Raw genomic sequence first — 23,851 nt, 5'->3', positions numbered from 1 at the left:
CGAGAGAGACCGCATGACCAGCACACGACCGCTCCACCTCGCCGCCGAGCTCGCCCCGGGCCCCGGCCGGCCCGACCCGGGCCCGGACACCGCCGCCCGTACGGTCGCGCTCGCCCGGCTCGCCGAGGCCGCCGCGCTCGACTTCGTCACCCACGACGACTCCTTCGCCCGGCCCGGCCTGGACGCCCTCGCCGTCCTCGCCCGGGTCGCGCCCGAGACCCGCTCCGTCGGCCTCGTGCCGACCGTGACCACCACCCACACCGAGCCCTTCCACGTCCAGGCCGCCGTCGCCACCCTCGACTGGGTGAGCCGGGGCCGGGCGGGCTGGCGGATCGAGGTGTCCCCGACCGGCGCCGAGGCCCGGCTGTTCGGCCGCCGCCCGGCCCCGCCGACCGCCGAGCTCTGGCAGGAGGCGGGCGAGGTCGCCGAGGTCTCGCGCAAGCTGTGGGACAGCTGGGAGGACGACGCCGAGATACGGGACGTGGCGACCGGCCGGTTCGTCGACCGCCGCAAGCTGCACCACGTGGACTTCCAGGGCGCGACCTTCTCGGTCAGGGGACCCTCGATCGTCCCCCGGCCCCCGCAGGGCAACCCGGTGACCGTCGTCGACGCCACCCGCCCGGCCGCCCGGGACACCGCGGCCCACCACGCCGACGTGGTCCTGGTCCGGGCCTCCGCCGCCGAGGAGGCCGCCGCCCTCCGCGCCGAGCTGCGCCGGTCCGCCCGCGCCCACGGCCGGGACCCCGGGCAGCTGCGGGTGCTGCTCTCGCTGACCGTGGACCTCGACGCGTACGAGGGCGGGCCGGGGGCGCTCGCCGAGCTGATCGCCGGCTGGCACGGCGGCGGGGCGGTCGACGGCTTCCACCTCGTGCCGGCGGTGCCGGGGCGGGACCTGGAGCGGTTCGCGGCGGGGACGGTGGCCCGGCTGCGGGAGCGCGGCCTGTTCCGCACGGCCTACGAGGGGTCCACCCTCCGCGACCACCTGGGCCTCGCCCGCCCGGTCAGCCAGTACGCGACGACGGGGGCGCCCGCATGAGCCGGGGCGGGCGGCGGATCCATCTCGCCGCGCACTTCCCGGGCGTCAACTCCACCACGGTCTGGGCCGATCCCCGGTCCGGTTCGCAGATCGACTTCTCCTCGTTCGAGCACCTGGCCAGGACGGCGGAGCGCGGTCTCTTCGACTTCTTCTTCCTGGCCGAGGGGCTCCGGCTGCGCGAGCACGCGGGGCGCATCCACGACCTGGACGTCGTCGGGCGCCCCGAGTCGATCACCGTCCTGAACGCGCTGGCCGCCGTCACCGATCGGCTCGGCCTGGCCGCCACGGTCAACGCAACCTTCAACGAGCCGTACGACCTGGCCCGGCGGCTGGCCTCGCTCGACCACCTGAGCGCGGGCCGGGCCGCCTGGAACGTGGTCACCTCGTCGGACGCCTTCACCGGGGAGAACTTCCGGCGCGGCGGCTACCTGGACCGGACCGACAGGTACACCCGGGCCGCCGAGTTCCTCGCCACCGCCCGGGAGCTGTGGGACTCCTGGTCCCCGGACGGCGCCCCGCGGTCCTTCGCCCACAGCGGGCCGCAGTTCCGGATCGGCGGAAAGTTCACCGTCCCGCGCTCCCCGCAGGGGCATCCGGTCGTCATCCAGGCGGGGGATTCCCCCGAGGGGCGGGAGTTCGCCGCCTCGTCCGCCGACGTGGTCTTCACCCGGCACTCCACCCCGGAGGCGGGCCGGGAGTTCTATGCCGACGTCAAGGGGCGGCTCGCCCGGTACGGGCGGGCCCCCGGCGACGTCAAGATCATGCCGGGAGTGACGTACGTCCTCGGCGACACCGACGCCGATGCGCACGAGCGGGCGGCCGAGATCCGCCGGCAGCAGGTCTCCCCGCAGAACGCGATCCTCGCCCTGGAGCAGATCTGGGGCCGCGACCTGTCCGGCTACGACCCCGACGGACCACTTCCGGCCATCGACCCCGACCCGGACTCCACGCTCGCCCAGGGTCGGGTGCGGGTCGCCGACCCCGTGGCGGTGGCCAGGAGGTGGCGGGCGCTGTCGGAGGCGAAGGGGCTGTCGATCCGGCAGACGGTCATCGAGTCGTCCGGCCGGCAGTCCTTCGTCGGCTCCCCGGCGACGGTCGCGGCGGCGCTCGCGGAGCACGTCGCCACGGATGCGGCCGACGGCTTCATCCTCGTACCCCACCTCACCCCCGGCGGCCTGGACGAATTCGTCGACCGGGTCGTCCCGCTGCTCCAGGAGCGCGGGGTCTTCCGTACGGATTACTCCGGCACCACGCTGCGGTCGCACCTCGGGCTTCCCGAGCCCGTATGGAAGGGTTGAACACCATGAGCACGGATCCACGGCAGGACTGGCAGCACTGGCACGAGCAGCGGGAGGCCGCGGTCTCCTCCTCGTACGGCCCGCTCTCCCTCTCGGGCACCCACTGGCTCGCGGACTTCCCCGAGGGGCGGATTCCGGCCGTTCCCGGCGAGTGGCGGGAGGGCGGCGACGAGGTGGTCCTGACGGCGGACGCCGGGGACGGGCTGACCGTCGACGGCAAGCCGTTCGCCGGCACGGTCCGGCTGGGCGCCGACCACGGCCCGATCCACGAGTCCCGGGTCGAGGCGGCGGGCCGGCGGCTCGTCGTGCTGCGACGCGAAGGGCTTTGGGCGGTACGGGACTTCGACCCCGGCGCGGAGGCGCGCCGCGCCTTCCGGGGCATCGAGGCCACCCCGTACGACGAGCGCTGGGTGGTGCCCGGCGTCTACCGTCCGTACGAGGCGACGCGCAGCGTACGGGTGAGGAACGCCGACGGCCGGGAGCGCGGTCTGGGCCTCTCCGGGGAGCTGTCGTTCGAGCTGCACGGCGGGGAGCACGTCCTCCAGGTGGCCGTCGAGGACGACGGCACGCTGTGGGCGGTCTTCGCGGACGCCACCAGCGGCCGGGACAGCTACCGCTTCCGTTTCCTTCGGCCGGCGGCCCCGGCGCCGGACGGCTCCGTGACGGTGGACTTCAACCGGGCGCTGCTGCCGCCGTGCGCGTTCGTCGACCACTTCATCTGCCCGTTCCCGCCGCCCGGGAACACGCTCGACACAGCGGTGCCGGCCGGGGAGCGGCTGCTGAACCCCGCCTGACCGGGTCTTTCCTCGCGCAGGGATGCCCCCGGCCGGGACGGCAGGGGGCATCCGTCCGTACTGCGGTCTTGTGCGTCCGCTGTACGAGGGCCAGTATCACTGGCGGTGCATGTCAGGAACACGTCACCTGATGGCGCCTCACGGGCCCGTCACCCACGGGCCCCTCCGCTTTTCCCAGAAGGAGAACAGTGAGGAGCACAGTGAGGAACACCCGCACCCGCCTGCTCGCCGTCGCCGCAGGCCTCGCCGCCGTCACGGCCCTCGGACTCCCCGCCGCCCAGGCCGCCCCCGCCCCCGGCCCCGCCGGAGCCGCCCAGCTCACCCGCGCCGACGCCGCCGTCGACGCCGCCGGAGTCGGCGGCACCGCCTGGTACGTCGACAGAGCCGCCGGCCGGGTCGTCGTCACCGTCGACTCCACCGTCACCGACGAGGGCATCGCCAGGATCCGCGGGGCGGCCGGCGCCGACGCCGGGGCACTCCGCGTCCAGCGCGCCCCCGGCGTCTTCAAGCCCCTGCTCGCGGCCGGGGACGCCATCTACGGCAACGGCTACCGCTGCTCGCTCGGCTTCAACGTCCGCAGCGGCAGCACGTACTACTTCCTCACCGCCGGACACTGCGGCAACGTGGTGAACACCTGGTACGCCAACTCGGCCCAGTCCACGCTGATCGGCGCCACCATCGGCTCCAGCTTCCCGGGCAACGACTACGCCCTGGTCCGCTACGACAACGCCTCGCTCGCCCACACCGGCGGCTTCACCGCGGCCGACGCCTACGTGGGCGAGGCCGTCAAGCGCTCCGGCTCCACCACCGGCACCCGGAGCGGCACCGTCACCGGGCTCGACGCCACCGTCCGCTACTCCGGCGGCGGTACCGTGCGCGGCATGATCCAGACCAACGTCTGCGCCGAGCCGGGCGACTCCGGCGGCGCGCTCTACGACGGCACCAAGGCGCTCGGCATCACCTCCGGCGGCAGCGGCAACTGCTCGACCGGCGGCACCACGTTCTACCAGCCGGTGCCCGAGGCCCTCGCCAAGTACAAGGTGAGCCTCTACTGATCAACTCCCGTATAAAGATTGTCAGTTGAAGGCCGTACGACTGAAATGCGCCCTTGCGGCGTGAAGTCGTACGGCCCGAGACTCCCCCCACAGCGCCGGCCCCAGGCCGCGCCTCACGGGTCCGACACCCCACTGCGGGCCCCCGATCCCCCCCCTGGAGGAACGAGAAGTGAGGACCATGCGCACCACCCCCACGCGAAACATCCGGATGCTCGCCGTCGCGACCGGGCTCGCCGCCGCCGCGGCGTTCGCCGTCCCCGCCGCCCATGCCGGCCCCGCCGGAACCTTCGGCGCCGCCCAGCTCGCCGCCGCGGGCGACGCCGTCCTCGCCGCCGACGTGGCCGGCACCGCCTGGCACGTCGACCCGGCGACCTCGACGGTCGTCGTCACCGTCGACTCCACCGTCTCCCCGGCCGAGATCGCGAAGATCAAGCAGCAGGCGGGGGCCAACGCGGGAGCGCTGCGCGTCGAGCGCACCCCCGGCACGTTCAACAAGCTGATCTCCGGCGGCGACGCCATCTACGCGAGCAGCTGGCGCTGCTCGCTGGGCTTCAACGTCAAGGACGGCGCGGGGAACTACTACTTCCTCACCGCAGGCCACTGCACCGACGGCGCGGGCACCTGGTACTCCAACTCGTCCCGCACGACGGTGCTCGGCTCCACGGCCGGATCGAGCTTCCCGACCAACGACTACGGCATCGTGCGCTACACCAACACCTCGGTGACCAAGTCCGGCACGGTCGGCGGCGTCGACATCACCAGCGCCGCCAACGCCACCGTCGGCATGTCCGTCACCCGCCGCGGTTCGACGACCGGCATCCACAGCGGCAGGGTGACCGGCCTGAACGCCACCGTGAACTACGGCGGCGGCGACATCGTCTACGGCATGATCCAGACCAACGTCTGCGCCGAGCCGGGCGACTCCGGCGGCCCGCTCCACTCGGGCAGCCGGGCGATCGGCCTGACCTCGGGCGGCAGCGGCAACTGCTCCTCGGGCGGCACGACGTTCTTCCAGCCCGTGACGGAGGCGCTGAGCGCCTACGGGGTGAGCGTGTACTAGGCGGCACCGGGCCCGGAAGTCCCCTTGCGAAGGTGCTCGCAAGGGGACTTCCGCCCCCTTCCTCCAGGTCCTCTTCCGCCCCCTTCCCGCAGGTCACCGGGTGTCGAATGGAGACACCGAAGACAAAGGGACCCGGAGAAGGAGTGCCTGCCATGGAGACCGAGGAGATGGCGGACGGACTGGTGCGGGACGCCCTCGCGGCGCTCGACCGGTTCGAGACCTTCGACCAGGAGCAGGTCGACCACATCGTCAGGAAGGCCTCGCTCGCCGCGCTGAGCGCGCACGGCGACCTGGCGAAGCTCGCCGTCGAGGAGACCGGGCGCGGCGACCTGGCGAAGCTCGCCGTCGAGGAGACCGGGCGCGGCCTCTTCGAGGACAAGGCCGTCAAGAACCTCTTCGCCTGCGAGCACGTCACCCACTCGATGGCCGGCCTGAAGACCGCCGGAGTCATCCGCCGCGACGAACTGAACGGCATCACCGAGATCGCCGAGCCCGTCGGCGTCGTCTGCGCGATGACCCCCGTCACCAACCCCACCTCGACCACGGTCTTCAAGGCGCTCATCGCCCTCAAGACCCGCAACCCGATCGTCTTCGCCTTCCACCCCTCCGCGCAGAAGCGCTCGGCCGAGGCCGCCAGGATCGTCCGCGCCGCCACCGTCCGGGCCGGCGCCGCCGCCATGCGGGACTTCCGGCCGGACACGATCATCGCCCTCGGCGGCGGCTCCCCGATGGACGCGGCGAAGGTCATGTGGCTGATGTACGAGCGGCCCGAGGTCGAGTTCGCGGACACCAAGGAGAAGTCCTTCGACATCCGCAAGCGCGCCTACCGCTTCCCGAAGCTCGGGGAGAAGGCGAAACTGGTCGCGATCCCGACCACCTCGGGCACCGGCAGCGAGGTCACCCCCTTCGCGGTCGTCTCCGATCCCGAGGCCGCGCAGAAGTACCCGCTCGCCGACTACGCGCTCACCCCGGACGTCGCCATCGTCGACCCGGTGCTGCCGATGGACCTCCCGGCCACGGTCACCGCCGACTCCGGCTTCGACGCCCTGACCCACGCCACCGAGGCGTACGTCTCGGCCTACGCCGACGACTCCACCGACGGCCAGTGCCTCCAGGCGATCAAGCTGGTCCTCGAGAACCTGGAGACCTGCGTGACGGAGGGCGCCGCGGCCCCCGAGGCCCGCGAGAAGATGCACAACGCGTCCACCATCGCCGGCATGGCCTTCGCCAACGCCTTCCTCGGCCTGGTCCACGCCATGGCCCACACCCCCGGCAACACCTTCCGCGTCGCCCACGGCCGCACCAACGCGCTGCTGCTCCCGCACGTCGTCCGGCCCAACGGCACCGTCACCCACAAGGCCGTGCCGTGGCCCAAGGCCGAGGTCTACCGGGCCCCGGAGCGCTACCAGGAGATCGCGCGGATGCTCGGCCTGCCGGCCGCGACCCCCGAGGAGGGCGTGGAGTCCTACGCCCGGGCGGTCGAGGAACTCCGCACCCGGTGCGGCATCCCGGCCTCCTTCCGGGAGGAGGGCGTCGACGAGGCGGCCTTCCTGGCGGCCCTGCCGCAGCAGGCGATGAACGCCTACGCCGACCAGTGCGCGCCCGCCAACCCGCGGATGCCGATGATCGACGAGATGAAGGAACTGATGACCCGGGCGTACTACGGCGCGTAGACCCCGGCCCGGTGAAGGCCCCCGCCCGCGCGGCGGGGGCCTTCACCGGGCCGGGAGTCTGCGGGCCGGGAGTCTGCACCGCGCCGGGGGCACCGCGTCCGCTACGCCCGGGGCTCGCCCGCCTCCCTGGCGATCCGCTCCGCCTTCGGATGCCGCTTCACCGAGGACAGCACCAGGGTGACGGCCGTGCCGACGATCGCCCACACCGACAGGATCACCATCGAGGCGGTCATGTCGTTGCCCTTGAAGTACGCGATCGAGCGGGCCGCCCAGGTGCCCGCGCCCGGTGGCAGGTACGGGCCGATCGCCCGCCAGAACGGCGGCAGCATCGGCAGCGGGAAGGCGCCGCCCGCGCTGGGGTTGCCGGCGATCACGATGAGCAGGATCGCCAGCCCGATGCCGACGATCCCGAAGACGGACTGGAGGGCGAGGGTGGCGGCGCCGACGGCGAAGACCACCAGGGTGCCCAGGCCCCACAGCGCCGCGACGCTGCCGGGCAGGGCGCCGAGGATCGGGCCGACGATGATCGCGCCGCCGAGGCCGCCGAGCGCCGCGTAGAGCGCGAGCGCCCCGAGCCGGATCAGCGCCCGCTCCCGGTTGGCCGGCCGCGAGCCCGCGCTGATCGCCAGGATCGCGGCACAGATGTAGCCGCCGACGCACCAGCCGATGACCAGGTAGAAGGCGGAGAGCCCGTTGAAGTCCTGGGAGGAGGACGGCGCCAGGTCGACGGTCCGAACCAGGCGCTGGTTGGCCGCCTCCAGCTTCGTGATCATCGCCTCCAGCGTCGCGGAGAGCACCTTGCCGCCACCGGATGCGACGAGCAGGGTGTCGGTGCGCCCCCGGGGGTCGACGATCAGCGCCCCGTCGATCTCCCGGTTCATGATCTGGTCGCGCGCCTCCGCCTCGTCCGCGACCACGCGCGGGTCGAGGGGGTCCCCGGGCAGCTTCCCCAACCGGTCGTTCAGCGCGGTGGCGATCTGCTGCTGAGGGGCGACCACGCCGAAGGGGACGTCCACCGGTTTCGGATTGTGCAGCGCCCCGACGTAGGACGTGATGAACAGGAGCTGGAGGGCGAAGACGCCGACCACGAGCAGGGCGGCTCGCGGGGTGACGGCGCTTTTCAGTTCATCAACGAAACTCATGCCCCCCAGGCTCGGGGGAGCGCGGTGTTTCCGCAGGTGGGAAGGGCCCGAACGAGTTATCGCACAGGTGCTCGAAGGTGAGCTGCGCCGAGTCCGGGGGTGGGGACGTGCGTACGAGTTCGATGCCGAAGGGGCCGCCCGTCAGGCGTCCCTGGACCCGCCGTCAGGTGTCCCTGGACCCGTCGCCGGCTTGTTCCTGGACCCGGCGCGGGCTTGTTCCTGGACCCGGCGGGCGAGAAGGCCCGCCGCATCGAGGCGGCGGCGGCGGGCCGGGCGCGGGCGAAGTCCGGCCGACGGGCGGTGCTGCCGAGCTTGCTGGCGGGCCGTCAGGTCGCCTGGCGGCGACACCCCACTTTTTACCGACGCGTAACTTCCCAGCCGAGGCTACCCGTGCGTAGCTTGGCTGAAGCGCATCCCCACCGCGCATCCCCACTTGTGGTCCGGACCGCAGGGCACAGCACCCCCACCATCCCCTTGAGCCGCAAGGAGATCGCCCGATGCTGCCCCGAACGTCCCGCACACCTCGCACGTCAGAGAAGCCCCGGAGTCCCCGGAAGCCCTGGACGCACGCCGTCAGAGCGCTGTCCGTCCTCCTGCTGACCGCCGCCGCCACCCTCGCTCCCACCGCGTCCGCCTCGGCCCAGACGGAGGCCGCCGCCCCCAGCCGTGGCTGGAACGACTTCTCCTGCAAGCCCTCCGCGGCCCACCCGCGCCCGGTCGTCCTCGTCCACGGCACCTTCGGCAACTCCGTCGACAACTGGCTCGGCCTCGCGCCCTACCTGGTCAACCGCGGCTACTGCGTCTTCTCCCTCGACTACGGTCAGCTGCCCGGCGTGCCGTTCTTCAACGGCCTCGGCCCCATCGCCGCCTCCGCCGGCCAGCTCGACACCTACGTCGACCGGGTCCTCGCAGCCACCGGCGCCCCCGAAGCCGACCTCGTCGGCCACTCGCAGGGCGGCATGATGCCCCGCTGGTACCTCAAGTTCCTCGGCGGGGCCGAGAAGGTGAACGCGCTCGTCGGCATCGCCCCCGACAACCACGGCACCACCCTCCTCGGCCTCACCAAGCTCCTGCCGTACTTCCCCGGCGCCGAGGACTTCATCAGCTCCACGACCCCCGGCCTCGCCGACCAGATCGCCGGCTCCGCCTTCATCACCAAGCTCAACGAAGGCGGCGACACCGTCCCCGGCGTCCGCTACCACGTCATCGCGAGCCAGTACGACCAGGTCGTCACCCCGTGGCGCTCCCAGTTCCTGAGCGGCCCGAACGTCACCAACGTCCTCATCCAGGACAAGTGCGCCCTCGACCTCTCCGAGCACGTCGCCATCGGCACGGTCGACCGCGTCACCTTCCACGAAGTCGCCAACGCCCTCGACCCCGCCCACGCCACCCCGACCACCTGCCTCTCGGTGCTCGGCTGACCCCTACCGCTCCGCCCGGCGCCGCCGGCCCGCCCCGAACAGCACCACCGCACCCACCGCGAGGCCGGCGGCGCCACCCACCGCCAGATACGGCGTGGCGCCGTCACCCCCGGTCTCGGCCAGCTCCACACCGGAACCCGAACCGGCCGCGGGCGCGGGCGCGTTGGGGGAGGACGTGGTGGATGAGGGCTCCTGCGAGGGCGTGCTGGAGGAGGGCTCCTGCGCGGGCGCGGTGGTCGCCGCCTCCCCCGCGCCCGTGGCCGCGTCATCGTCCCCGTGCCCGCCGTGCTCGACCGAGGACTCCTCCCGGCCCTCCTCGCTCGGCACGGACGCCGTCGGCGCCGGAGCCGTACCGCCGCCGTCCTTCCCGAACACCACGTCCGAGCACGTGTAGAACGCCTCGGGCGAGTCCGACCGCTGCCACACCGAATAGATCAGATGCCGCCCGGACTTCTCCGGCACCGTCCCCCGGAACACGTAGTCGCCGTTCTCCATCCCCGGATCGGTCACCGTCGCGAACGGCCTCTCCTCCAGGTCCGACCACTTCAACGGCTTCGACGGGTCGTACCCGTCCTTCGTCACGTACAACGCGAACGACCCCTTGTGCGGCGCCGTCCCCTTGTACCGGAACGTGTGCGCCCCGGCCGTCAACCTGCTCGCCGGCCAGTCCGCCCGCGCCAGGTCCAGCCCCCGGTACTTCTCGTTCCCCGCGCTGCACAGCTTCCCGTCCGGGATCAACTCCCGGTGCTTCCCCGCCGCGTTCGCGATGTTCACCCCGTTCCAGTCGTAGAACGGCTGCGTCCCCCCCACCCCCACCGCCGCCTTGCACGCCGCCGACCTCGGCGCCTCCGGCCCCTCCGCATAACAAGCCGCCACCCGACTCACCGGATCCGTCATCGACCCATGCGCAAACGCCGCCCCCGATCCCAGCCCCGACAGACCTACTACCGCAGATGCGGTCAGCACAGCGGCCATACGACGAGAAGTCATGAAAAACAGCTCCTTCACAAGGATGCGTCCAGCGGGCTGCCATGGAAGCTAGCCCCCCGAACCCGCGAAAAAGCCCTCGAAGAGCGGGAGACGGCGATCCTTAGGACCCCGTTAAGGCGGGGGTAAGCGACCCCTCAGGAACAGGGGACGGAGCCGTCGCGCGTATGCGTCAGCCCAGGTGGCGGTAGCGGCGTTCCGGGCGGCCTGTGCCGCCGTAGCGGAGGGTGATTTCCGCGCGGCCGGTTTGGGCGAAGTATTCGAGGTAGCGGCGGGCGCTGACGCGGGAGAGGGAGCCGGCTTCGGCGCATTCGGTGGCGGAGAGGCCTTCCGGGTGGGCGCGGAGGACGGAGTCGACGAGGTCGGCGGTGGGGGCGGCGAGGCCTTTGGGGAGTTCGCGGGAGGCGCGGGGGCGGGTGCCGAAGATGTGGTCGACGTCCTCCTGGCGGGCTTCGTCGAGGACGTCGAGGCGGGTGCGGAGGGAGGCGACGTGGCGGAGCTGCTCGTGGAGGGCGGTCTGGCTGAAGGGCTTGATCAGGTAGTGGAGGGCTCCGGCGCGGAGGGCTGAGCGGATGGTGCCGGCGTCGCGGGCCGCGGTGATGAAGAGGGCGTCGACGGCGTGGCCGGCGGCGCGCAGCTCGCGCAGGACCTGGACGCCGTCCATGTCGGGGAGGAAGACGTCGAGGAGGACGAGGTCGGGGCGGAGGTCGTCGGCGGCGCGGAGGGCCTGGGCGCCGGTGTGGGCGACGCCGGACACGCGGAAGCCGGGCACGGCCGAGACGTAGCGGCAGTGCAGCTTGGCGACCATGAAGTCGTCGTCCACGACCAGCACATTCGTCACGCGGACACGCTAGGTCCCGACCACAAGGACCACAACGTCCGTTGATTGCGGAAGAGAGACAGCTTCTTCACGTACCGGCAACATGTGGGCCACCTCACACCCTTCATCCCTCTACCTGAGAGGCGGCTCCCGTGCGGTTGCGCACCCCCTTCGCCCTCCTCGGGGCGGCACTGCTCGTGCTGGTGGGTCCCCCGCTGCTCGGCCAGGGCAGCGGCTCCGACACCGGCACGCAGATACCCGGCCTGCGTTTCATGGTCCCCAACACGCCCGGCGGCGGATACGACATCACCGCCCGCACCGCGGCGAAGAACGCCGAGGAGGCGGGCCTCACCGGCGACATCGAGGTCTTCAACCTGCCCGGCGCGGGCGGCACCGTCGGGCTCACCCGGCTCGTCGGCGAGCGCGGCGACGGCCGCCTCGCCATGTCCATGGGCCTCGGTGTCGTCGGCGCCGTCCACACCAACAAGACGCCCAGGACCCTCGCCGACACCACCCCGATCGCCCGGCTCACCGAGGAGCAGGACATCGTCGTGGTCGGCAAGGACTCCCCGTACGGGACGATCCAGGAGCTGCTCGCGGCCTGGAAGAAGGATCCCGGCAAGGTGCCCGTCGGGGGCGGTTCCTCGCCCGGCGGGCCGGACCACCTCGCGCCGATGCTGATGGCGCAGGCCGCCGGGATCGCGCCGAAGGACGTCAACTACGTGCCCTTCGACGGCGGCGGCGAGCTCCTCGCCTCCATCCTCGGCAACAAGGTCGGCTTCGGCGTCTCCGGCGTCGGCGAGTACCTGGACCAGATCAAGGCGGGGGAGCTGCGCCTCCTCGCCGTCACCGGCCCGCAGCGGGTCCCCGGCCTCGACGCCCCCACGCTCCGCGAGGCGGGCCTCGACACCGAGTTCACCAACTGGCGGGGCGTCGTCGCCCCGCCCGGCCTGTCCGACGCCGAGCGGGAGAAGCTCGTCGGCCTGGTGACGGAGCTGCACGACTCCCCGCAGTGGCGCGAGTCGCTGAAGACCCACGGCTGGAACGACGCCTTCCTGCCCGGCGCGGAGTTCGGTGCCTTCCTCACGGAGCAGGACCGGCGGGTCGGCTCCGTCCTGAAGGAGCTCGGCCTGTGACCGCCACGCTCAAGAGCCTGCTGCGCGGGCGTTCCGAGCTCGGCGTCGGCGCCCTGCTCCTCCTCCTCGGCGTCCTCGTCCTCACCGACGCCGTCACCCTCGACGCGGGCGTCACCGGCCGCGGCCCCGTCGGCCCCGCCACCGTCCCGGTCGTGGTCGGCTGCGGCCTGCTCGTCGTCGCCGTCCTCCTCACCGTCGACGTCCTGCGCGGCGGCCGCGGCGAGTCCGAGGCGGGCGAGGACGTCGACCTGACGGAGCCCGCGGACTGGCGCACGGTCGTGCTCCTCGCCGGTGTCTTCCTGTCCTTCGCGGTCCTCATCGGCCCGGTCGGCTTCCCCGTCGCGGGCGCCCTCCTCTTCTGGGGCGCGGCGTACGCCCTCGGCAGCCGCCACCTCCACCGCGATCCGCTGATCGCGGCCGGCCTGTCGCTCCTGACCTACGTCGTCTTCGACCGGCTGCTCGGCGTCCCGCTGCCCGGCGGCCCGCTGATGGGAGTGATCTGACCCGTGGATTCCCTGAACTCCCTCATCGACGGCTTCGGGACCGCCCTCACCCCGATGAACCTGCTGTGGGCCGCGATCGGAGTGCTCCTCGGCACCGCCATCGGCGTGCTGCCGGGCATCGGCCCGGCGATGGCCGTCGCCCTGCTCCTGCCGGTGACGTACGGACTCGATCCGACCGGCGCGTTCATCATGTTCGCCGGCATCTACTACGGCGCCATGTTCGGCGGTTCCACCACGTCGATCCTGCTCAACACCCCGGGCGAGAGCGCCGCGGTCGTCGCGGCGATCGAGGGGAATCCGATGGCGAAGGCGGGTCGGGGCGCGCAGGCGCTCGCCGCGGCCGCCGTGGGCCACTTCGCCGGCGGCATGATCGGCACGATCCTGCTCGTCGTCCTCGCCCCGACCGTCGCGGCGCTGGCCGTCGACATCGGCGCCCCCGACTACCTGGCGCTGATGGTCCTCGCGTTCATCGCGGTGACCTCGGTCCTCGGCTCGTCGCGTGTCCGGGGCCTCGCGTCCCTCCTCATCGGTCTGACGATCGGCCTGGTCGGCCTCGACCAGATGACGGGGCAGCAGCGCCTCACCTTCGGTTCGCTCCAGCTCGCCGACGGCGTCGACGTCGTGATCGTCGCGGTCGGTCTCTTCGCCATCGGCGAGGCGCTGTGGGTCGCCGCGCACCTGCGCCGCACGTCGGCGGAGGCCATTCCCGTCGGCCGCCCCTGGCTGGGCGGGGACGATGTGCGACGGACGTGGAAGTCGTGGCTGCGCGGGCCCCTGATCGGCTTCCCGTTCGGCGCGATCCCGGCGGGCGGCGCGGAGATCCCGACCTTCCTGTCGTACGTCACGGAGAAGCGGCTCTCGAAGCACAAGGAGCAGTTCGGCAAGGGTGCCATCGAGGGCGTCGCCGGACCCGAGTCGGCGGCGTCGGCCTCCGCGGCCGGCACGCTCGTCTCCATGCTGACCCTGGGCCTGCCCACGACGGCCGTCGCCGCCGTGATGCTGGCCGCGTTCCAGCAGTACGGCATCCAGCCGGGCCCGCTGCTCTTCGAGCGGGAACCTGAGCTGGTGTGGGGCCTGATCGCCTCGCTGTTCGTCGGCATGGTGCTGCTGCTCGCGCTCAACCTGCCGCTCGCGCCCGTCTGGGCCAAGCTGCTGCGCATCCCGCGCCCGTACCTCTACGCCGGCATCCTCTTCTTCGCCGCCGTCGGAGCGTACGCGGTGGGCGGCGAGGCCCTGGACCTGGTGATCCTGCTCGTCATCGGCCTGCTCGGCCTCGGGATGCGGCGCTACGGCCTGCCGGTGCTCCCGGCGGTCATCGGGGTGATCCTCGGCCCGGCCGCGGAACAGCAGCTGCGCCGTGCGCTCCAGATCAGTGACGGATCGCCGGCGGGCCTGGTGAACACGCCGTTCTCGATCGCCGTGTACACGGTCGTCGTGCTCCTGCTGGCCTGGCCGCTGCTGCGGAAGGCGGTCGGTCGCCGGGCTCCGCACTGACCGTACGACGGTATGCGCGCCCGCTGTCCAACTCGCCCCCGATGGGGTGAGTTTCGGACAGTGGGCGGCTTGATCCGGTATCCCTGGCGGGCAGCACCATCCCCCCCACATCCCGAAGGGACCCCCCTCATGCGCGTCCGCATCGCCCTGGCCGCAGCCGCCCTGCTCGCCGCCGCCGTCGCCCCGCTCGCCCACGCGGAAGGGGCCGACACACTCTCCGTCGACGGGCGGGGCACGGTCGCCGCCGACAGCACGGTGACCCTGTCCGGCACGTACCTCTGCGTCGACGACAGCGCCGGCCCCGTCTTCGTCAGTTCCACCCTCGTCCAGGGCGACCGCTCCGCCGGGATCGGCGGCACGCGGGCGATCTGCGACGGCCGTGTCCACCCATGGGTCAACACCTCCGTGGTGAAGGACCCCGCCTACGGGGCCGGAGCCGCCCGGGTCGAGGCCACCCTCATGCAGCTCACCACCGGCGAGTTGGGCCTGCCCACTCCCGGCTTCCTCGCCACGCGGGCGTCGGACGTGGAACTGCACGAGAGCTGAGCCGTACGAGCCCCGGCCCGGCGTCCGGGCCGGGTCAGCGCAGCAGGTCCATCAGGCCCTCGCGGCCGAGGACTTCGAGCTCGTCGAGGGCCACGACCGCGCGGGCCGCCGCCTCCGGGTCGGAGGCGGCGAGGCCGCTCGCGGCGAACTCGTCCTCGTCGAGCCGCAGCACCTCGCTGCCGTCCGCCGACACCCACAGGTCCAGGTCCAGGTCCTCGACGACCACCGCGGAGCCGTCGATCACGGCCGGACGGGTGATGTCGCAGTACCAGCCCTTGAGGGCGCCGTCGGCGGACCACACCTCCTTGACCGTGAACCAGCGGTCGCTCCAGTAGTGCTCCACGAAGACGTCGCCGGGCTCGAACCGCACGAAGCCGAAGTCCCGTACGCCCTCGGCCGCCCACGGGGCGCGCACCGAGAGTCGGGCGCCGTCCTCCGTGAGCACCTCGGCCGGGTAGCGGATCTTCGTCCGGCCCGCCTTCGTCAGGGTGACCTCAACCGATCGTCCGGACATGCCGTACCTCCCGTACCGCGATCTCGTAGCCGAACCACTTGTTGATCGCCAGCATCGGCTCGTTGCCGGCGTCGTTCCCGGTGAACGCCTCCGTGCAGCCGGCCGCGCGGGCCCGGTGCAGCGAGGCGTTCTTGGCGAGCTTGGCGAGGCCGCGGCCCCGGAAGGCGGGCGAGGTGCCCGTCATGCCCGAGCTGTACCGGCCGAGACCGTCCGTCTGCGCCGCACTGAACGCGGCCGGGACGCCGTCCACCACCGCGATCGTCGTGAGCGCCCGGTCGAGGAGGGGGTGGTCCCAGGTGGTCGTCCGCCAGTGCGCGTAGTCGTCGAGCTCCATGCCCACGTCGCCCGGCTCGTCGGCCGTCGTCAGCGCGTCCAGCTCGAAGACCGGCCGGGGATCGGCCGCGAAGTCCTCGGCCGTGAGCAGCTCGACACCGGCCGGCGGAGCCTGGAGCGGCGGCAGTTCGGCGGTGGTGAGGTCGAGCCGGAGGAAGTGGGCGGACCTGCGGGGGGAGTACCCCCGGCGCCCGGCCCAGGCGAGGTTCTCCGGCGTGTCGAGGACCCAGCTGTACAGGGTCCGCGCGCCGTGCTCGGCGAGGTGCTCCTCGGCGGTGCGCAGCAGCAGCGTCCCCGCACCCCGCCCCAGGTGGGCGGGGTCCATGTACACGTTGACGGATCCGATGCCGGGTTCCGGGGCGTCGTGGGCGATCCGCACCTGGGCGGTCCCGATGATCCGGCCGTCCTCGGCCACCGCGACGAGCGGACGCTCGTGGCCCGCGGGATGGGCGTGCGCCCAGTCGAACGCGAACTGCTCGGCGGTCGCGAGCATGAACGGGAGGGCGGCACGGCGGACCCGGGCGAAGCCCTCGGCGTCCCCGGCCGTCACATCACGGACGATCACAGTCATGTGGTCGCACGCTACGGGCCGGGGGTGCGCCGCCGCCTCCCATTTTCCTGCGGGGTGGGGGCAGAATCGGCGGGGTGACACTCACCATCGCCGTGGACCACGAATCCACCACCGCTCCGTACGAACAGCTGCGTGCCCAGATCTCGGAGCGGGCCCGGTCGGGCAGACTGCCGGTCGGATACAAGCTGCCGACGGTACGAGGGCTCGCGGAGCAGCTGGGCCTGGCAGCGAACACGGTCGCCAAGGCCTACAAGGCGCTGGAGGCGGACGGGGTGATCGAGACGCGCGGGCGGCACGGCACCTTCGTCGCGGCGGCCGGGGACGCGGCGACCCGCCGGGCCGCCACGGCCGCCGCCCAGTTCGCCGAGGAGGCCCGCCGTCTCGGCCTCAGCCGCGAGGCGGCGGAGGCGGCGCTGAGCGAGGCGCTGCGCGCCGCCTACGACAGCTGATACGACGGGGCTCGGGCCCTACAGGTACAGCCCCGCCCCCGCCGTGCGGGGTTCCGGGAGTTCCGCGGGGGGCGTGCCGCGGCGCAGCGCGAACAGCTCCGCCAGCGTCGCGCCCTCGCGCGGCACGTCCTCCTCGCGGCCCAGCCACTGCACCGACTCGGCCCGGGTCAGCGGTCCGACCTCGATGCGGGCCAGGCAGCGCCCGGGGCGGACCACCGCGGGGTGGAGCCGCTCCAGGTCCTCGTTGGTGGTGACGCCGACCAGGACGTTGCGCCCCTGGCCGAGGAGACCGTCCGTCAGGTTGAGCAGCCGGGACAGGGCCTGCCCCGCCGTGTGCTTCGCCTCGCCCCGGATCAGCTCGTCGCAGTCCTCCAGGAGCAGCAGCCGCCACCGCCCCTTCGCCGTGCCCTCGTCCTCCCCGATGGCGATGTCCATCAGGTAGCCGACGTCGTTGAAGAGCCGCTCCGGGTCGAGCACGCAGTCCACCTGGCACCAGTCCCGCCACGCCCGGGCCAGGGTCCGCAGTGCGGACGTCTTGCCCGTGCCGGGCGGCCCGTGCAGCAGCAGGAGCCGGCCGGCGATGGATTCGGGGGTCACCTTCATCAGGCGGTCCATGGAGTCGGCCACCGGTGCCGAGTAGTTGGGCCGCACCTCGTCCCACGTGCCGGCGCTGATCTGCCGGGTGGTCCGGTGGGGGCCGCGCCGGGGGGACACGTACCAGAACCCCATCGTCACGTTCTCGGGCTGGGGCTCGGGCTCGTCCTTGGCGCCGTCGGTGGCCTCCTTGAGGATCCGTTCGGCCAGGTCCGCGTCGGCGGCCGTCACGGTGACGTCCGCGCCCCGGTTCCAGCGGGAGACCAGCAGGGTCCAGCCGTCGCCCTCGGCGAGCAGGGCGCTGCGGTCGTCGTCCTTCGCGGCCCGCAGCACCCGCGCGCCCGCGGGGAGGAGCGTCGCCTCGGGCTTGACCCGGTCCACGGTGGTGCTGTGCGAGTGGGGCTGCTCGCCGGTGGCGAAGCGGCCGAGGAACAGCGCGTCGACGACGTCCGACGGCGAGTCGCTGTCGTCGAGGTTGAGCCGGATCGGCAGCGACCGCTGCGGCTCGGACGGTGCTGGTGGGGTGTCAGCCATGGCGCCCATGATCCGGCAACCGGGCATTCCGCGCACCGGGTTTTGAAGGGGACGTTCTCCGCGCCGCCCGGCGTGGAGTGGCCGGATCTCGACGGTCGCTGACGGAGGATCGGAGGCTGTTCACCCCCAGTTTTGACATGAACACTTCCGGCGCGGCGGATCCGATGCTACTACCTGGTAGCGCAGAGACCCTGCTACAGGAGGTTCCATGAGACTGTCCCGATTCACCGCGCTCTCGTCCTCGCTCCTGCTCGGTGCCGTCCTCGCCCTGACCGGGGCGAGCGCGGCACAGGCCGCCGAGACCGCCGCACTGGACTACGTGGCGCTGGGGGACTCGTACTCCTCCGGCGTCGGTGCCGGCAGCTACGACAGCGCCAGCGGCGACTGCAAGCGCTCCACGAAGGCGTACCCGGTGCTGTGGAAGAACGCGAACGCCCCCTCGTCGTTCGCCTTCACGGCTTGTTCCGGCGCCCGAACGGGTGATGTGACCGCCAATCAGCTCGGACCCCTCTCGGCCGCCACCGACCTGGTGTCGATCACGATCGGGGGAAATGACGCCGGATTCGCCGACGTCATGACGACCTGTGTGCTCCAGTCCGAGGCCACCTGCATCAGCCGCGTGAATCAGGCCAAGAGCTACGTGGACACCACGCTTCCCGGCAAGCTCGACTCCGTCTACAACGCCATCAGGAACAAGGCGCCCGCCGCCCGCGTCGTCGTCCTCGGCTACCCGCGCTTCTACCAGCTGAACGGCAGCTGCATCGCCGGCCTCAGCGAGGGCGAGCGCAGCGCCATCAACGGCGCCTCCGACTACCTCAACGCCGCCGTCGCCAAGCGCGCCGCCGACCACGGCTTCGCCTTCGCCAGCGTCGTCCCGCCCTTCACCGGCCACGAGATCTGCTCCGGCTCCGCCTGGCTCCACAGCCTCAACTGGCTCAACATCGGCGAGTCGTACCACCCGACCGCCGCCGGCCAGTCGGGCGGCTACCTGCCCTCCTTCAGGGGCGCGGTGTAACCGGGCCGCCGCCCGTACCCGCGGCGCCGGGACCGGCGGGAGCGGTACTCGTCACCCCGCTCCGCTCCGGCCCGGCGCCCGGACCGTCCTCCCGCACCACGTGATACGTCAGCGCCCCCGCGATCAGCAGCGCCCCGACGACCCCGGCCACCAGGACGGGTCCCCGCCGGGGCGCACTTGCGCGAGCGCCCCCGGCCCGGCCCGCCGCGGGGCGGAGCCCGCCCCCGGGGTCCTCTCCGGGACCGCCGCCGGACTCGCGACCGGACTCCCGACCGGGCTGGCGCCCTGGCCGGCTACCGGACCCGTGACCGGACCCGTGCGCCGATCCGCGCGCCGGTTCACCGGGAGGGGGCGGCGGGGTCGGTCGGGAGGTCCGGCCGGACAACTGCCGCAGCTCCCGCTCGACCCGGTCCGCGGCCGGCGGCTCGGGCCCCAGCAGCTCCTCGATCAGGGCGCCCAGGGGCCCGGTCCGCCCGCCGCCCGCCGCCGCGTCGAGCAGGGCCCCGAGCGACCGCAGGTCCGGCCCCGCCGAACCGCCGGTGGTCGCGGAGCCGTTGTCGGGGCCACCCGTGGAGGGGGTTGCGCCCGGGCCGCCGCCGGAGGGGCCGTCGCCGGAGGGGCCGTCGCCGGACGGGGCGGCGCCCGGGTCGGTGCCGAAGCCCGTGACGACGACCCGCCCGTCGTTGCCGAGGAGGACGTGGCCCGGTGTCACGCCCCGGTGGAGGACGCCCGCCTCCCCGGCCGCGCGCAGCGCGCCGAGGACGTCGAGGGCGACGCGCGCCGCCTCGCGCGGGGGGAGGGGACCGCCCGCGTCGAGGGTCTCGGCGAGGGTGAGGCCGCGGACCAGTTCCATGACGACCCAGGGCCGACCGTCCTGGGTGGCGACGCCGTGCACCGTCACCACCGCGGGGTGGGAGAGCCGGGCGGCCGCGCGCGCCTCGCGCTCGCGGCGCGCGTACAGGAGGGGGACGTCGTCCGCCGGGACGCCGTCGGGCAGCCGGAGCTCCTTGAGGGCCACCTCGCGCATGCGCGACTCGTCCAGGGCGCGCCAGACGGTGCCCGTCGCCCCCTCGGCGAGGACGTCCAGAAGCCGGTAACGACCCGCGATCACCGTCATGGATCCACGGTAGCCCGAGGGTCGCCCTCCTGGCCCCGGCGCGTCGGCGGAGCATCCCGACGATCTTGGTGTCGGAGATCACACCGGTCTTCCGGTCAGGTCGCGAGGGGCCGGAGTGCAGGATGGTTCGTGACGGTTCGGCAGGTGTTCGAGTGCTGTCCAACTCGCCCTGGAATCAGACGGATTCGGACAGTGACCGTCAACCCTCGTACGGGTGCGGTGAATCCCGTCGGCGGGATACACGCGTGTCGTGGCGGGGCGATAGGGTTAACCTGCCCGGGCCGGGTGCCCTTGTACGGGTGGGGAGTGACATGGAACAGATAGCAATGCGCAGCAGGCCGCGAGTGCCTGCCATCACCTGCGGGAGCAGCGCGACGAGTTCGCGACTCGACCGCCATCTCGCGGTGCTCGGCGGCCCCGCCGTGCCCCAGCGCGAGGTGGCCGAGGCGACGCTGCTGATGCGGGAACTGACGACGCGTACGCACGAGCCGCCGGTGCACAGCCACCGCAGCCGCAGCGCGCGGGTCTCGCTCTTCGCCCCGCTCCGCCGACTGCGCCGCTCGCTCTTCGGCGCGCACCGCTAGCGACTCCCGGGGCCGCCCGTACGGCCCCGACCGCGACTCCGCCGGACGTGTCCCCGCCCGTCCGGCGTTCAGTCGTGTCCGGGGCCCGCGCGGCCCGCGGCCGGTGCCCCGTCAGGCGATGGCGCCGGTGCTCCGCAGCTCCTTCAGCTCCTCCTCCGTCACCCCGAGTTCGGTGAGCACGGCGTCCGTGTCCTGCCCGAGGGCCGGGATCCGGTCCATGCGCGGCTCCGGCGCGTCCGGGAAGACGATCGGCGGCAGCAGCGAGCGCAGCGGCCCGACCGGTGACCCGACCTCCCGCCAGCGGTCGCGGGACGTCAGCTGGGGGTGGTCGGCGAGTTCGGCCACCGAGTTGAGGCGGGCGCAGGCGATGCCCGCGGCGTCGAGCCGGGCCAGCGCCTCGGCGGTCGTCAGCGGGGCCAGCGCCGCCGCGACGACCGCGTCGGTCGCCGCGCGCCCGGCGACGCGTGCCGTGTTGGTCGCGAAGGCCGGGTCGTCGGCGAGACCGGGCCGGTCGAGGACCTGTCCGGCGAGCCGCCGCCACTCCCGGTCGTTCTGCACGGACAGCAGCACCAGGCCCCCGTCGGCGGTCGGGTAGGCGTCGTACGGGGCGATGACCGCGTGTGCGAGCCCCGTGCGCGCCGGGGCGGCGCCCCCGTGCGCCCCGTGGTGCAGGGGGTGCCCCATCCACTCGGCCAGCGAGTCGAGCAGGGAGACCTCCACCGGGCCGCCCCGGCCGGTCGTGCCGCGCCGTACGAGGGCGGCGAGGACGCCCGAGAAGGCGTACATCCCGGCCGCGATGTCGGCGGCCGGGATCCCGGACTTGACCGGCTGCTCCGGGGTCCCGGTGACCGACACCAGGCCCGCCTCGCACTGGACGAGCATGTCGTACGCCCGCTTGTGCGCGTACGGTCCCGTCGCCCCGTACCCGGAGACGTCCACGGCGATCAGCCGCGGGTGCGCGGCGCACAGCGCGGCGGCGTCGAGGCCGAGGCGGGCCGCGGCCCCCTGCGCGAGGTTCTGGACGAAGACGTCGGCGCCGGCCACCAGCCGCCGGACGAGGGCGAGGCCCCGGGGGTCCTTGAGGTCGACCGCCACGGACTCCTTGCCGCGGTTGCACCACACGAAGTGGGAGGCGAGGCCGCGGGCGGCCGTGTCGTAACCGCGGGCGAAGTCCCCGCCGTCGGGGCGCTCGATCTTGACGACGCGGGCGCCGAGGTCGGCGAGCTGCCGGGTGGCGAAGGGCGCGGCGACGGCCTGCTCGACGGCGACGACCGTGACCCCTTCGAGGGGGAGTGGCTGGGTGCTCATGACAGCCCTGCCTACCGTGCCCCACGGCTCCTGTCATCAGGGGATGCGTCACGCGGGGCCGGTGGGGCGGCCGGCACGGGCCTCGGTGCGTCGGGCGGGCGCCCCTCAGCGGCGGGCGTACCGGTGGACCGCGAGCGGGGCGAAGACGGCGAGCAGGCCCAGCGACCAGAGCAGCGCCCCGGCGACGGGGTGGGCCACCGGCCAGGCCGCGTCCGCGGGGATCGGCGCGTTGCCGAAGAGGTGGCGGACCGCGGTCGTGACCGCCGAGATCGGGTTCCACTCGGCGACCGTCCGCAGCCAGTCGGGCATGCCGCCGGTCGGGAGGTACGCGTTCGAGAGGAGCGGCAGCATGAAGGTGGCGCTGCCCAGCTGGCCGGCCGCCTCCTCGCTGCGCGAGGCCAGTCCGAGGAGGATGCCCACCCAGGTCGTCGCGAAGCGGAAGAGGAGCAGCAGGCCGAAGGCGCCCAGGGCCTGCGGGAGCGTGCCCTCGACGCGCCAGCCCATCGCGAGCCCGACCAGGACCAGCGGGACCGTGCCGACCGCGCTCGCCACCAGGTCGGCCAGCGCCTGGCCGAGGGGGACCGCGGAGCGGCTGACGGGCAGGGTCCGGAAGCGGTCCATGACGCCCCGGTGGGAGTCCTGCGCGGCTTGGAACATGCCGGTCATGAGGCCGCCGGCCGCCGTCGCGACCAGCATGCCGGGCACCAGGAAGGCCCGGTACTCGGCGCCGGGCGTGGCGAGGGCGCTGCCGAAGACGTACCCGAAGAAGAGGAGGAAGACGATCGGCATCGTCTGCGTCATGACGGTGATCGCGGGCGCGTGCCGGATCCGCTGGAGGTGGCGGCCGAGGACGGCGGTCCCGTCGTGGGCGAGGGCGTTCACGCGACGAGCTCCTTCCGGTCGGTGAGGCGCAGGAACACCTCGTCGAGGGTGGGCGGGCGCAGGGAGGCGTCGATGATGTGGACCCCGGCGGCGTCGAGCGCGCGGACGATGCGGGGGAGGGTGAGCGTGGTGTCCGTGGTCACCGCGCCGACCGTGTGCCGCTCGGCGTCCAGGGCCGGCGCCGAGCCGGTCAGCCGGTCGAGGACGGCCGCGGCCGCTTCGAGGGCCGACGGGTCGGCGACGGCGACCTCGGCGTAGTTGCCCAGGAGCGCCTTGAGTTCGGCCGGGGTGCCGCGCTGCGCGGCCCGTCCCTCGTCGATCAGCACGATGTCGTCGGCGAGCCGGTCGGCCTCCTCCAGGTACTGGGTGGTGAGCAGGACGGTCGTTCCGTCGGCCGCCAACTCCCGTACGGCGTCCCAGATCCCGTTCCGGCTGTGCGGGTCGAGGCCGGTCGTGGGTTCGTCGAGGAAGAGGACCCGCGGCGGTACGAGCAGGCTCGCGGCGAGGTCGAGGCGGCGCCGCATGCCGCCGGAGTAGGTCCGGGCGGGTCGGTCGGCGGCGGCGTCCAGGCCGAACCGCTCCAGGAGTTCGTCGGCGCGGGAGCGGGGGGCGCGCAGGAGCCGGGCGAAGAGCCGGAGGTTCTCGGCGCCGGTGAGGTCGCCGTCGACTGAGGTGGACTGCCCGGTGACCGCGATCCGCTTCCGCACCCCGGCCGGGTCGCGCACCACGTCGTGTCCCGCGACCCGGGCGCTGCCGGCGTCGGGGGCGACGAGGGTGGTGAGGACGCGGACGGCGGTGGTCTTGCCGGCGCCGTTGGGGCCGAGGATCCCGTGGACGGTGCCCTCGGGGACGGCCAGGTCGAGGCCGCGGAGGGCGTGGACCTCGCCGTACCGCTTCTGCAGGCCTTCACTAAGTACAGCGTACGTAGTCGTCATGGGGTGACCATAGCTCACTACGTACGGCGTACGTAACTACGATGGTGAGC

Annotated in this window: 24 protein-coding genes; 14 read left to right on the top strand and 10 right to left on the bottom strand. The window is 73.3% G+C overall.

Annotation, left to right across the window (positions count from 1 at the left end):
* Window positions 1–13: 13 nt before the first annotated feature.
* The 6 genes from ACIQFX_RS19110 to ACIQFX_RS19085 all read left to right on the top strand — a co-directional run bounded on the left by ACIQFX_RS19110 (window position 14) and on the right by ACIQFX_RS19085 (window position 6,916).
* The gene (locus ACIQFX_RS19110) at window positions 14–1,036 is read left to right on the top strand and encodes an LLM class flavin-dependent oxidoreductase (protein WP_402464508.1); all 1,023 of its coding nucleotides are present in this window, start codon (window positions 14–16) and stop codon (window positions 1,034–1,036) included.
* On the top strand, window positions 1,033–2,334 hold the full coding sequence (locus ACIQFX_RS19105) for an NtaA/DmoA family FMN-dependent monooxygenase (protein ID WP_402464506.1): 1,302 nt from the start codon (window positions 1,033–1,035) through the stop codon (window positions 2,332–2,334). Before ACIQFX_RS19110 ends, ACIQFX_RS19105 begins: the two co-directional genes overlap by 4 nt.
* Window positions 2,335–2,339: 5 nt before the next feature.
* Entirely contained in the window at window positions 2,340–3,128 is a 789-nt protein-coding gene (locus ACIQFX_RS19100; protein WP_402464503.1) for a DUF1684 domain-containing protein, read from the top strand.
* A 188-nt stretch (window positions 3,129–3,316) separates the two neighbouring features.
* Window positions 3,317–4,183, top strand: coding sequence for a S1 family peptidase (locus tag ACIQFX_RS19095; protein WP_402464501.1), 867 nt, complete (start codon window positions 3,317–3,319; stop codon window positions 4,181–4,183).
* A gap of 169 nt (window positions 4,184–4,352) precedes the next feature.
* Window positions 4,353–5,243 (top strand): S1 family peptidase, encoded by an 891-nt coding sequence (locus ACIQFX_RS19090; protein WP_402464499.1) that lies wholly within the window; start codon window positions 4,353–4,355, stop codon window positions 5,241–5,243.
* A 152-nt stretch (window positions 5,244–5,395) separates the two neighbouring features.
* Window positions 5,396–6,916: an iron-containing alcohol dehydrogenase gene (locus tag ACIQFX_RS19085; protein WP_402464497.1), complete on the top strand. Its 1,521-nt coding sequence runs from the start codon at window positions 5,396–5,398 to the stop codon at window positions 6,914–6,916.
* 101 nt (window positions 6,917–7,017) lie between these two features.
* On the opposite strand, the gene ACIQFX_RS19080 is transcribed toward ACIQFX_RS19085, so the two are convergent.
* Complete coding sequence (locus ACIQFX_RS19080; RefSeq protein WP_402464495.1) at window positions 7,018–8,058, bottom strand: DUF3533 domain-containing protein; 1,041 nt, start codon at window positions 8,056–8,058, stop codon at window positions 7,018–7,020.
* 497 nt (window positions 8,059–8,555) lie between these two features.
* On the opposite strand from ACIQFX_RS19080, the gene ACIQFX_RS19075 reads away from it, so the two are divergent.
* A complete protein-coding gene (locus ACIQFX_RS19075) occupies window positions 8,556–9,479 on the top strand; it encodes an esterase/lipase family protein (protein WP_402464493.1) in 924 nt (307 codons plus the stop codon).
* 3 nt (window positions 9,480–9,482) lie between these two features.
* On the opposite strand, the gene ACIQFX_RS19070 is transcribed toward ACIQFX_RS19075, so the two are convergent.
* Together ACIQFX_RS19070 and ACIQFX_RS19065 are read right to left on the bottom strand one after the other, a co-directional pair.
* A complete protein-coding gene (locus tag ACIQFX_RS19070; RefSeq protein ID WP_402464491.1) occupies window positions 9,483–10,469 on the bottom strand; it encodes a lytic polysaccharide monooxygenase in 987 nt (328 codons plus the stop codon).
* Between the two features lie 169 nt (window positions 10,470–10,638).
* Window positions 10,639–11,307 (bottom strand): response regulator, encoded by a 669-nt coding sequence (locus ACIQFX_RS19065; protein ID WP_402464489.1) that lies wholly within the window; start codon window positions 11,305–11,307, stop codon window positions 10,639–10,641.
* Window positions 11,308–11,438: 131 nt separating this feature from the next.
* Between ACIQFX_RS19065 and ACIQFX_RS19060 the strand changes: the two genes are divergently transcribed.
* From ACIQFX_RS19060 to ACIQFX_RS19045, 4 genes are all read left to right on the top strand, one after another.
* Window positions 11,439–12,422 carry a Bug family tripartite tricarboxylate transporter substrate binding protein gene (locus ACIQFX_RS19060; RefSeq protein WP_402464487.1) on the top strand — a complete coding sequence of 328 codons (984 nt, stop codon included), beginning with the start codon at window positions 11,439–11,441 and terminating at the stop codon, window positions 12,420–12,422.
* The gene (locus ACIQFX_RS19055; RefSeq protein ID WP_402464485.1) at window positions 12,419–12,925 is read left to right on the top strand and encodes a tripartite tricarboxylate transporter TctB family protein; all 507 of its coding nucleotides are present in this window, start codon (window positions 12,419–12,421) and stop codon (window positions 12,923–12,925) included. The genes ACIQFX_RS19060 and ACIQFX_RS19055 overlap by 4 nt, the downstream gene beginning before the upstream one ends.
* 3 nt (window positions 12,926–12,928) lie before the next feature.
* On the top strand, window positions 12,929–14,419 hold the full coding sequence (locus ACIQFX_RS19050) for a tripartite tricarboxylate transporter permease (protein WP_402464483.1): 1,491 nt from the start codon (window positions 12,929–12,931) through the stop codon (window positions 14,417–14,419).
* 129 nt (window positions 14,420–14,548) lie between these two features.
* The gene (locus ACIQFX_RS19045) at window positions 14,549–14,965 is read left to right on the top strand and encodes a DUF6299 family protein (RefSeq protein WP_402464481.1); all 417 of its coding nucleotides are present in this window, start codon (window positions 14,549–14,551) and stop codon (window positions 14,963–14,965) included.
* Between the two features lie 34 nt (window positions 14,966–14,999).
* Here the strand turns inward: ACIQFX_RS19045 and ACIQFX_RS19040 are convergent, their stop codons facing one another.
* Together ACIQFX_RS19040 and ACIQFX_RS19035 are read right to left on the bottom strand one after the other, a co-directional pair.
* The gene (locus tag ACIQFX_RS19040) at window positions 15,000–15,479 is read right to left on the bottom strand and encodes a DUF402 domain-containing protein (RefSeq protein WP_402464479.1); all 480 of its coding nucleotides are present in this window, start codon (window positions 15,477–15,479) and stop codon (window positions 15,000–15,002) included.
* Window positions 15,460–16,383 (bottom strand): GNAT family N-acetyltransferase, encoded by a 924-nt coding sequence (locus ACIQFX_RS19035; protein ID WP_402464477.1) that lies wholly within the window; start codon window positions 16,381–16,383, stop codon window positions 15,460–15,462. The genes ACIQFX_RS19040 and ACIQFX_RS19035 overlap by 20 nt, the downstream gene beginning before the upstream one ends.
* A gap of 74 nt (window positions 16,384–16,457) precedes the next feature.
* Here ACIQFX_RS19035 and ACIQFX_RS19030 point away from each other — a divergent pair, with 74 nt between their 5' ends.
* The gene (locus tag ACIQFX_RS19030) at window positions 16,458–16,832 is read left to right on the top strand and encodes a GntR family transcriptional regulator (RefSeq protein WP_367822738.1); all 375 of its coding nucleotides are present in this window, start codon (window positions 16,458–16,460) and stop codon (window positions 16,830–16,832) included.
* Between the two features lie 18 nt (window positions 16,833–16,850).
* Here the strand turns inward: ACIQFX_RS19030 and ACIQFX_RS19025 are convergent, their stop codons facing one another.
* Window positions 16,851–17,969 carry a DUF5925 domain-containing protein gene (locus ACIQFX_RS19025; RefSeq protein WP_402464474.1) on the bottom strand — a complete coding sequence of 373 codons (1,119 nt, stop codon included), beginning with the start codon at window positions 17,967–17,969 and terminating at the stop codon, window positions 16,851–16,853.
* A 199-nt stretch (window positions 17,970–18,168) separates the two neighbouring features.
* Here ACIQFX_RS19025 and ACIQFX_RS19020 point away from each other — a divergent pair, with 199 nt between their 5' ends.
* Window positions 18,169–18,975 carry an SGNH/GDSL hydrolase family protein gene (locus ACIQFX_RS19020; RefSeq protein ID WP_402464472.1) on the top strand — a complete coding sequence of 269 codons (807 nt, stop codon included), beginning with the start codon at window positions 18,169–18,171 and terminating at the stop codon, window positions 18,973–18,975.
* On the opposite strand, the gene ACIQFX_RS19015 is transcribed toward ACIQFX_RS19020, so the two are convergent.
* Window positions 18,959–20,092: a protein kinase gene (locus ACIQFX_RS19015; RefSeq protein ID WP_402464470.1), complete on the bottom strand. Its 1,134-nt coding sequence runs from the start codon at window positions 20,090–20,092 to the stop codon at window positions 18,959–18,961. The two genes, ACIQFX_RS19020 and ACIQFX_RS19015, sit on opposite strands and share 17 nt — an antisense overlap.
* Window positions 20,093–20,403: 311 nt before the next feature.
* Between ACIQFX_RS19015 and ACIQFX_RS19010 the strand changes: the two genes are divergently transcribed.
* Window positions 20,404–20,676 (top strand): hypothetical protein, encoded by a 273-nt coding sequence (locus ACIQFX_RS19010; RefSeq protein WP_402464468.1) that lies wholly within the window; start codon window positions 20,404–20,406, stop codon window positions 20,674–20,676.
* A gap of 111 nt (window positions 20,677–20,787) precedes the next feature.
* Here ACIQFX_RS19010 and ACIQFX_RS19005 read toward each other — a convergent pair whose 3' ends face one another.
* From ACIQFX_RS19005 to ACIQFX_RS18995, 3 genes are all read right to left on the bottom strand, one after another.
* A complete protein-coding gene (locus ACIQFX_RS19005; RefSeq protein WP_402464466.1) occupies window positions 20,788–21,984 on the bottom strand; it encodes a CaiB/BaiF CoA transferase family protein in 1,197 nt (398 codons plus the stop codon).
* A gap of 105 nt (window positions 21,985–22,089) precedes the next feature.
* Complete coding sequence (locus tag ACIQFX_RS19000) at window positions 22,090–22,866, bottom strand: ABC transporter permease (protein WP_402464464.1); 777 nt, start codon at window positions 22,864–22,866, stop codon at window positions 22,090–22,092.
* Complete coding sequence (locus tag ACIQFX_RS18995; protein ID WP_402464462.1) at window positions 22,863–23,801, bottom strand: ATP-binding cassette domain-containing protein; 939 nt, start codon at window positions 23,799–23,801, stop codon at window positions 22,863–22,865. The genes ACIQFX_RS19000 and ACIQFX_RS18995 overlap by 4 nt, the downstream gene beginning before the upstream one ends.
* Between the last annotated feature and the right edge of the window lie 50 nt (window positions 23,802–23,851).

It is taken from the genome of Streptomyces sp. NPDC093089 (genome assembly GCF_044754405.1).
Lineage (GTDB): Bacteria > Actinomycetota > Actinomycetes > Streptomycetales > Streptomycetaceae > Streptomyces.
Note: the sequence above shows the minus strand (reverse complement) of the source record. Positions and strands in the feature narration are given on the sequence as shown.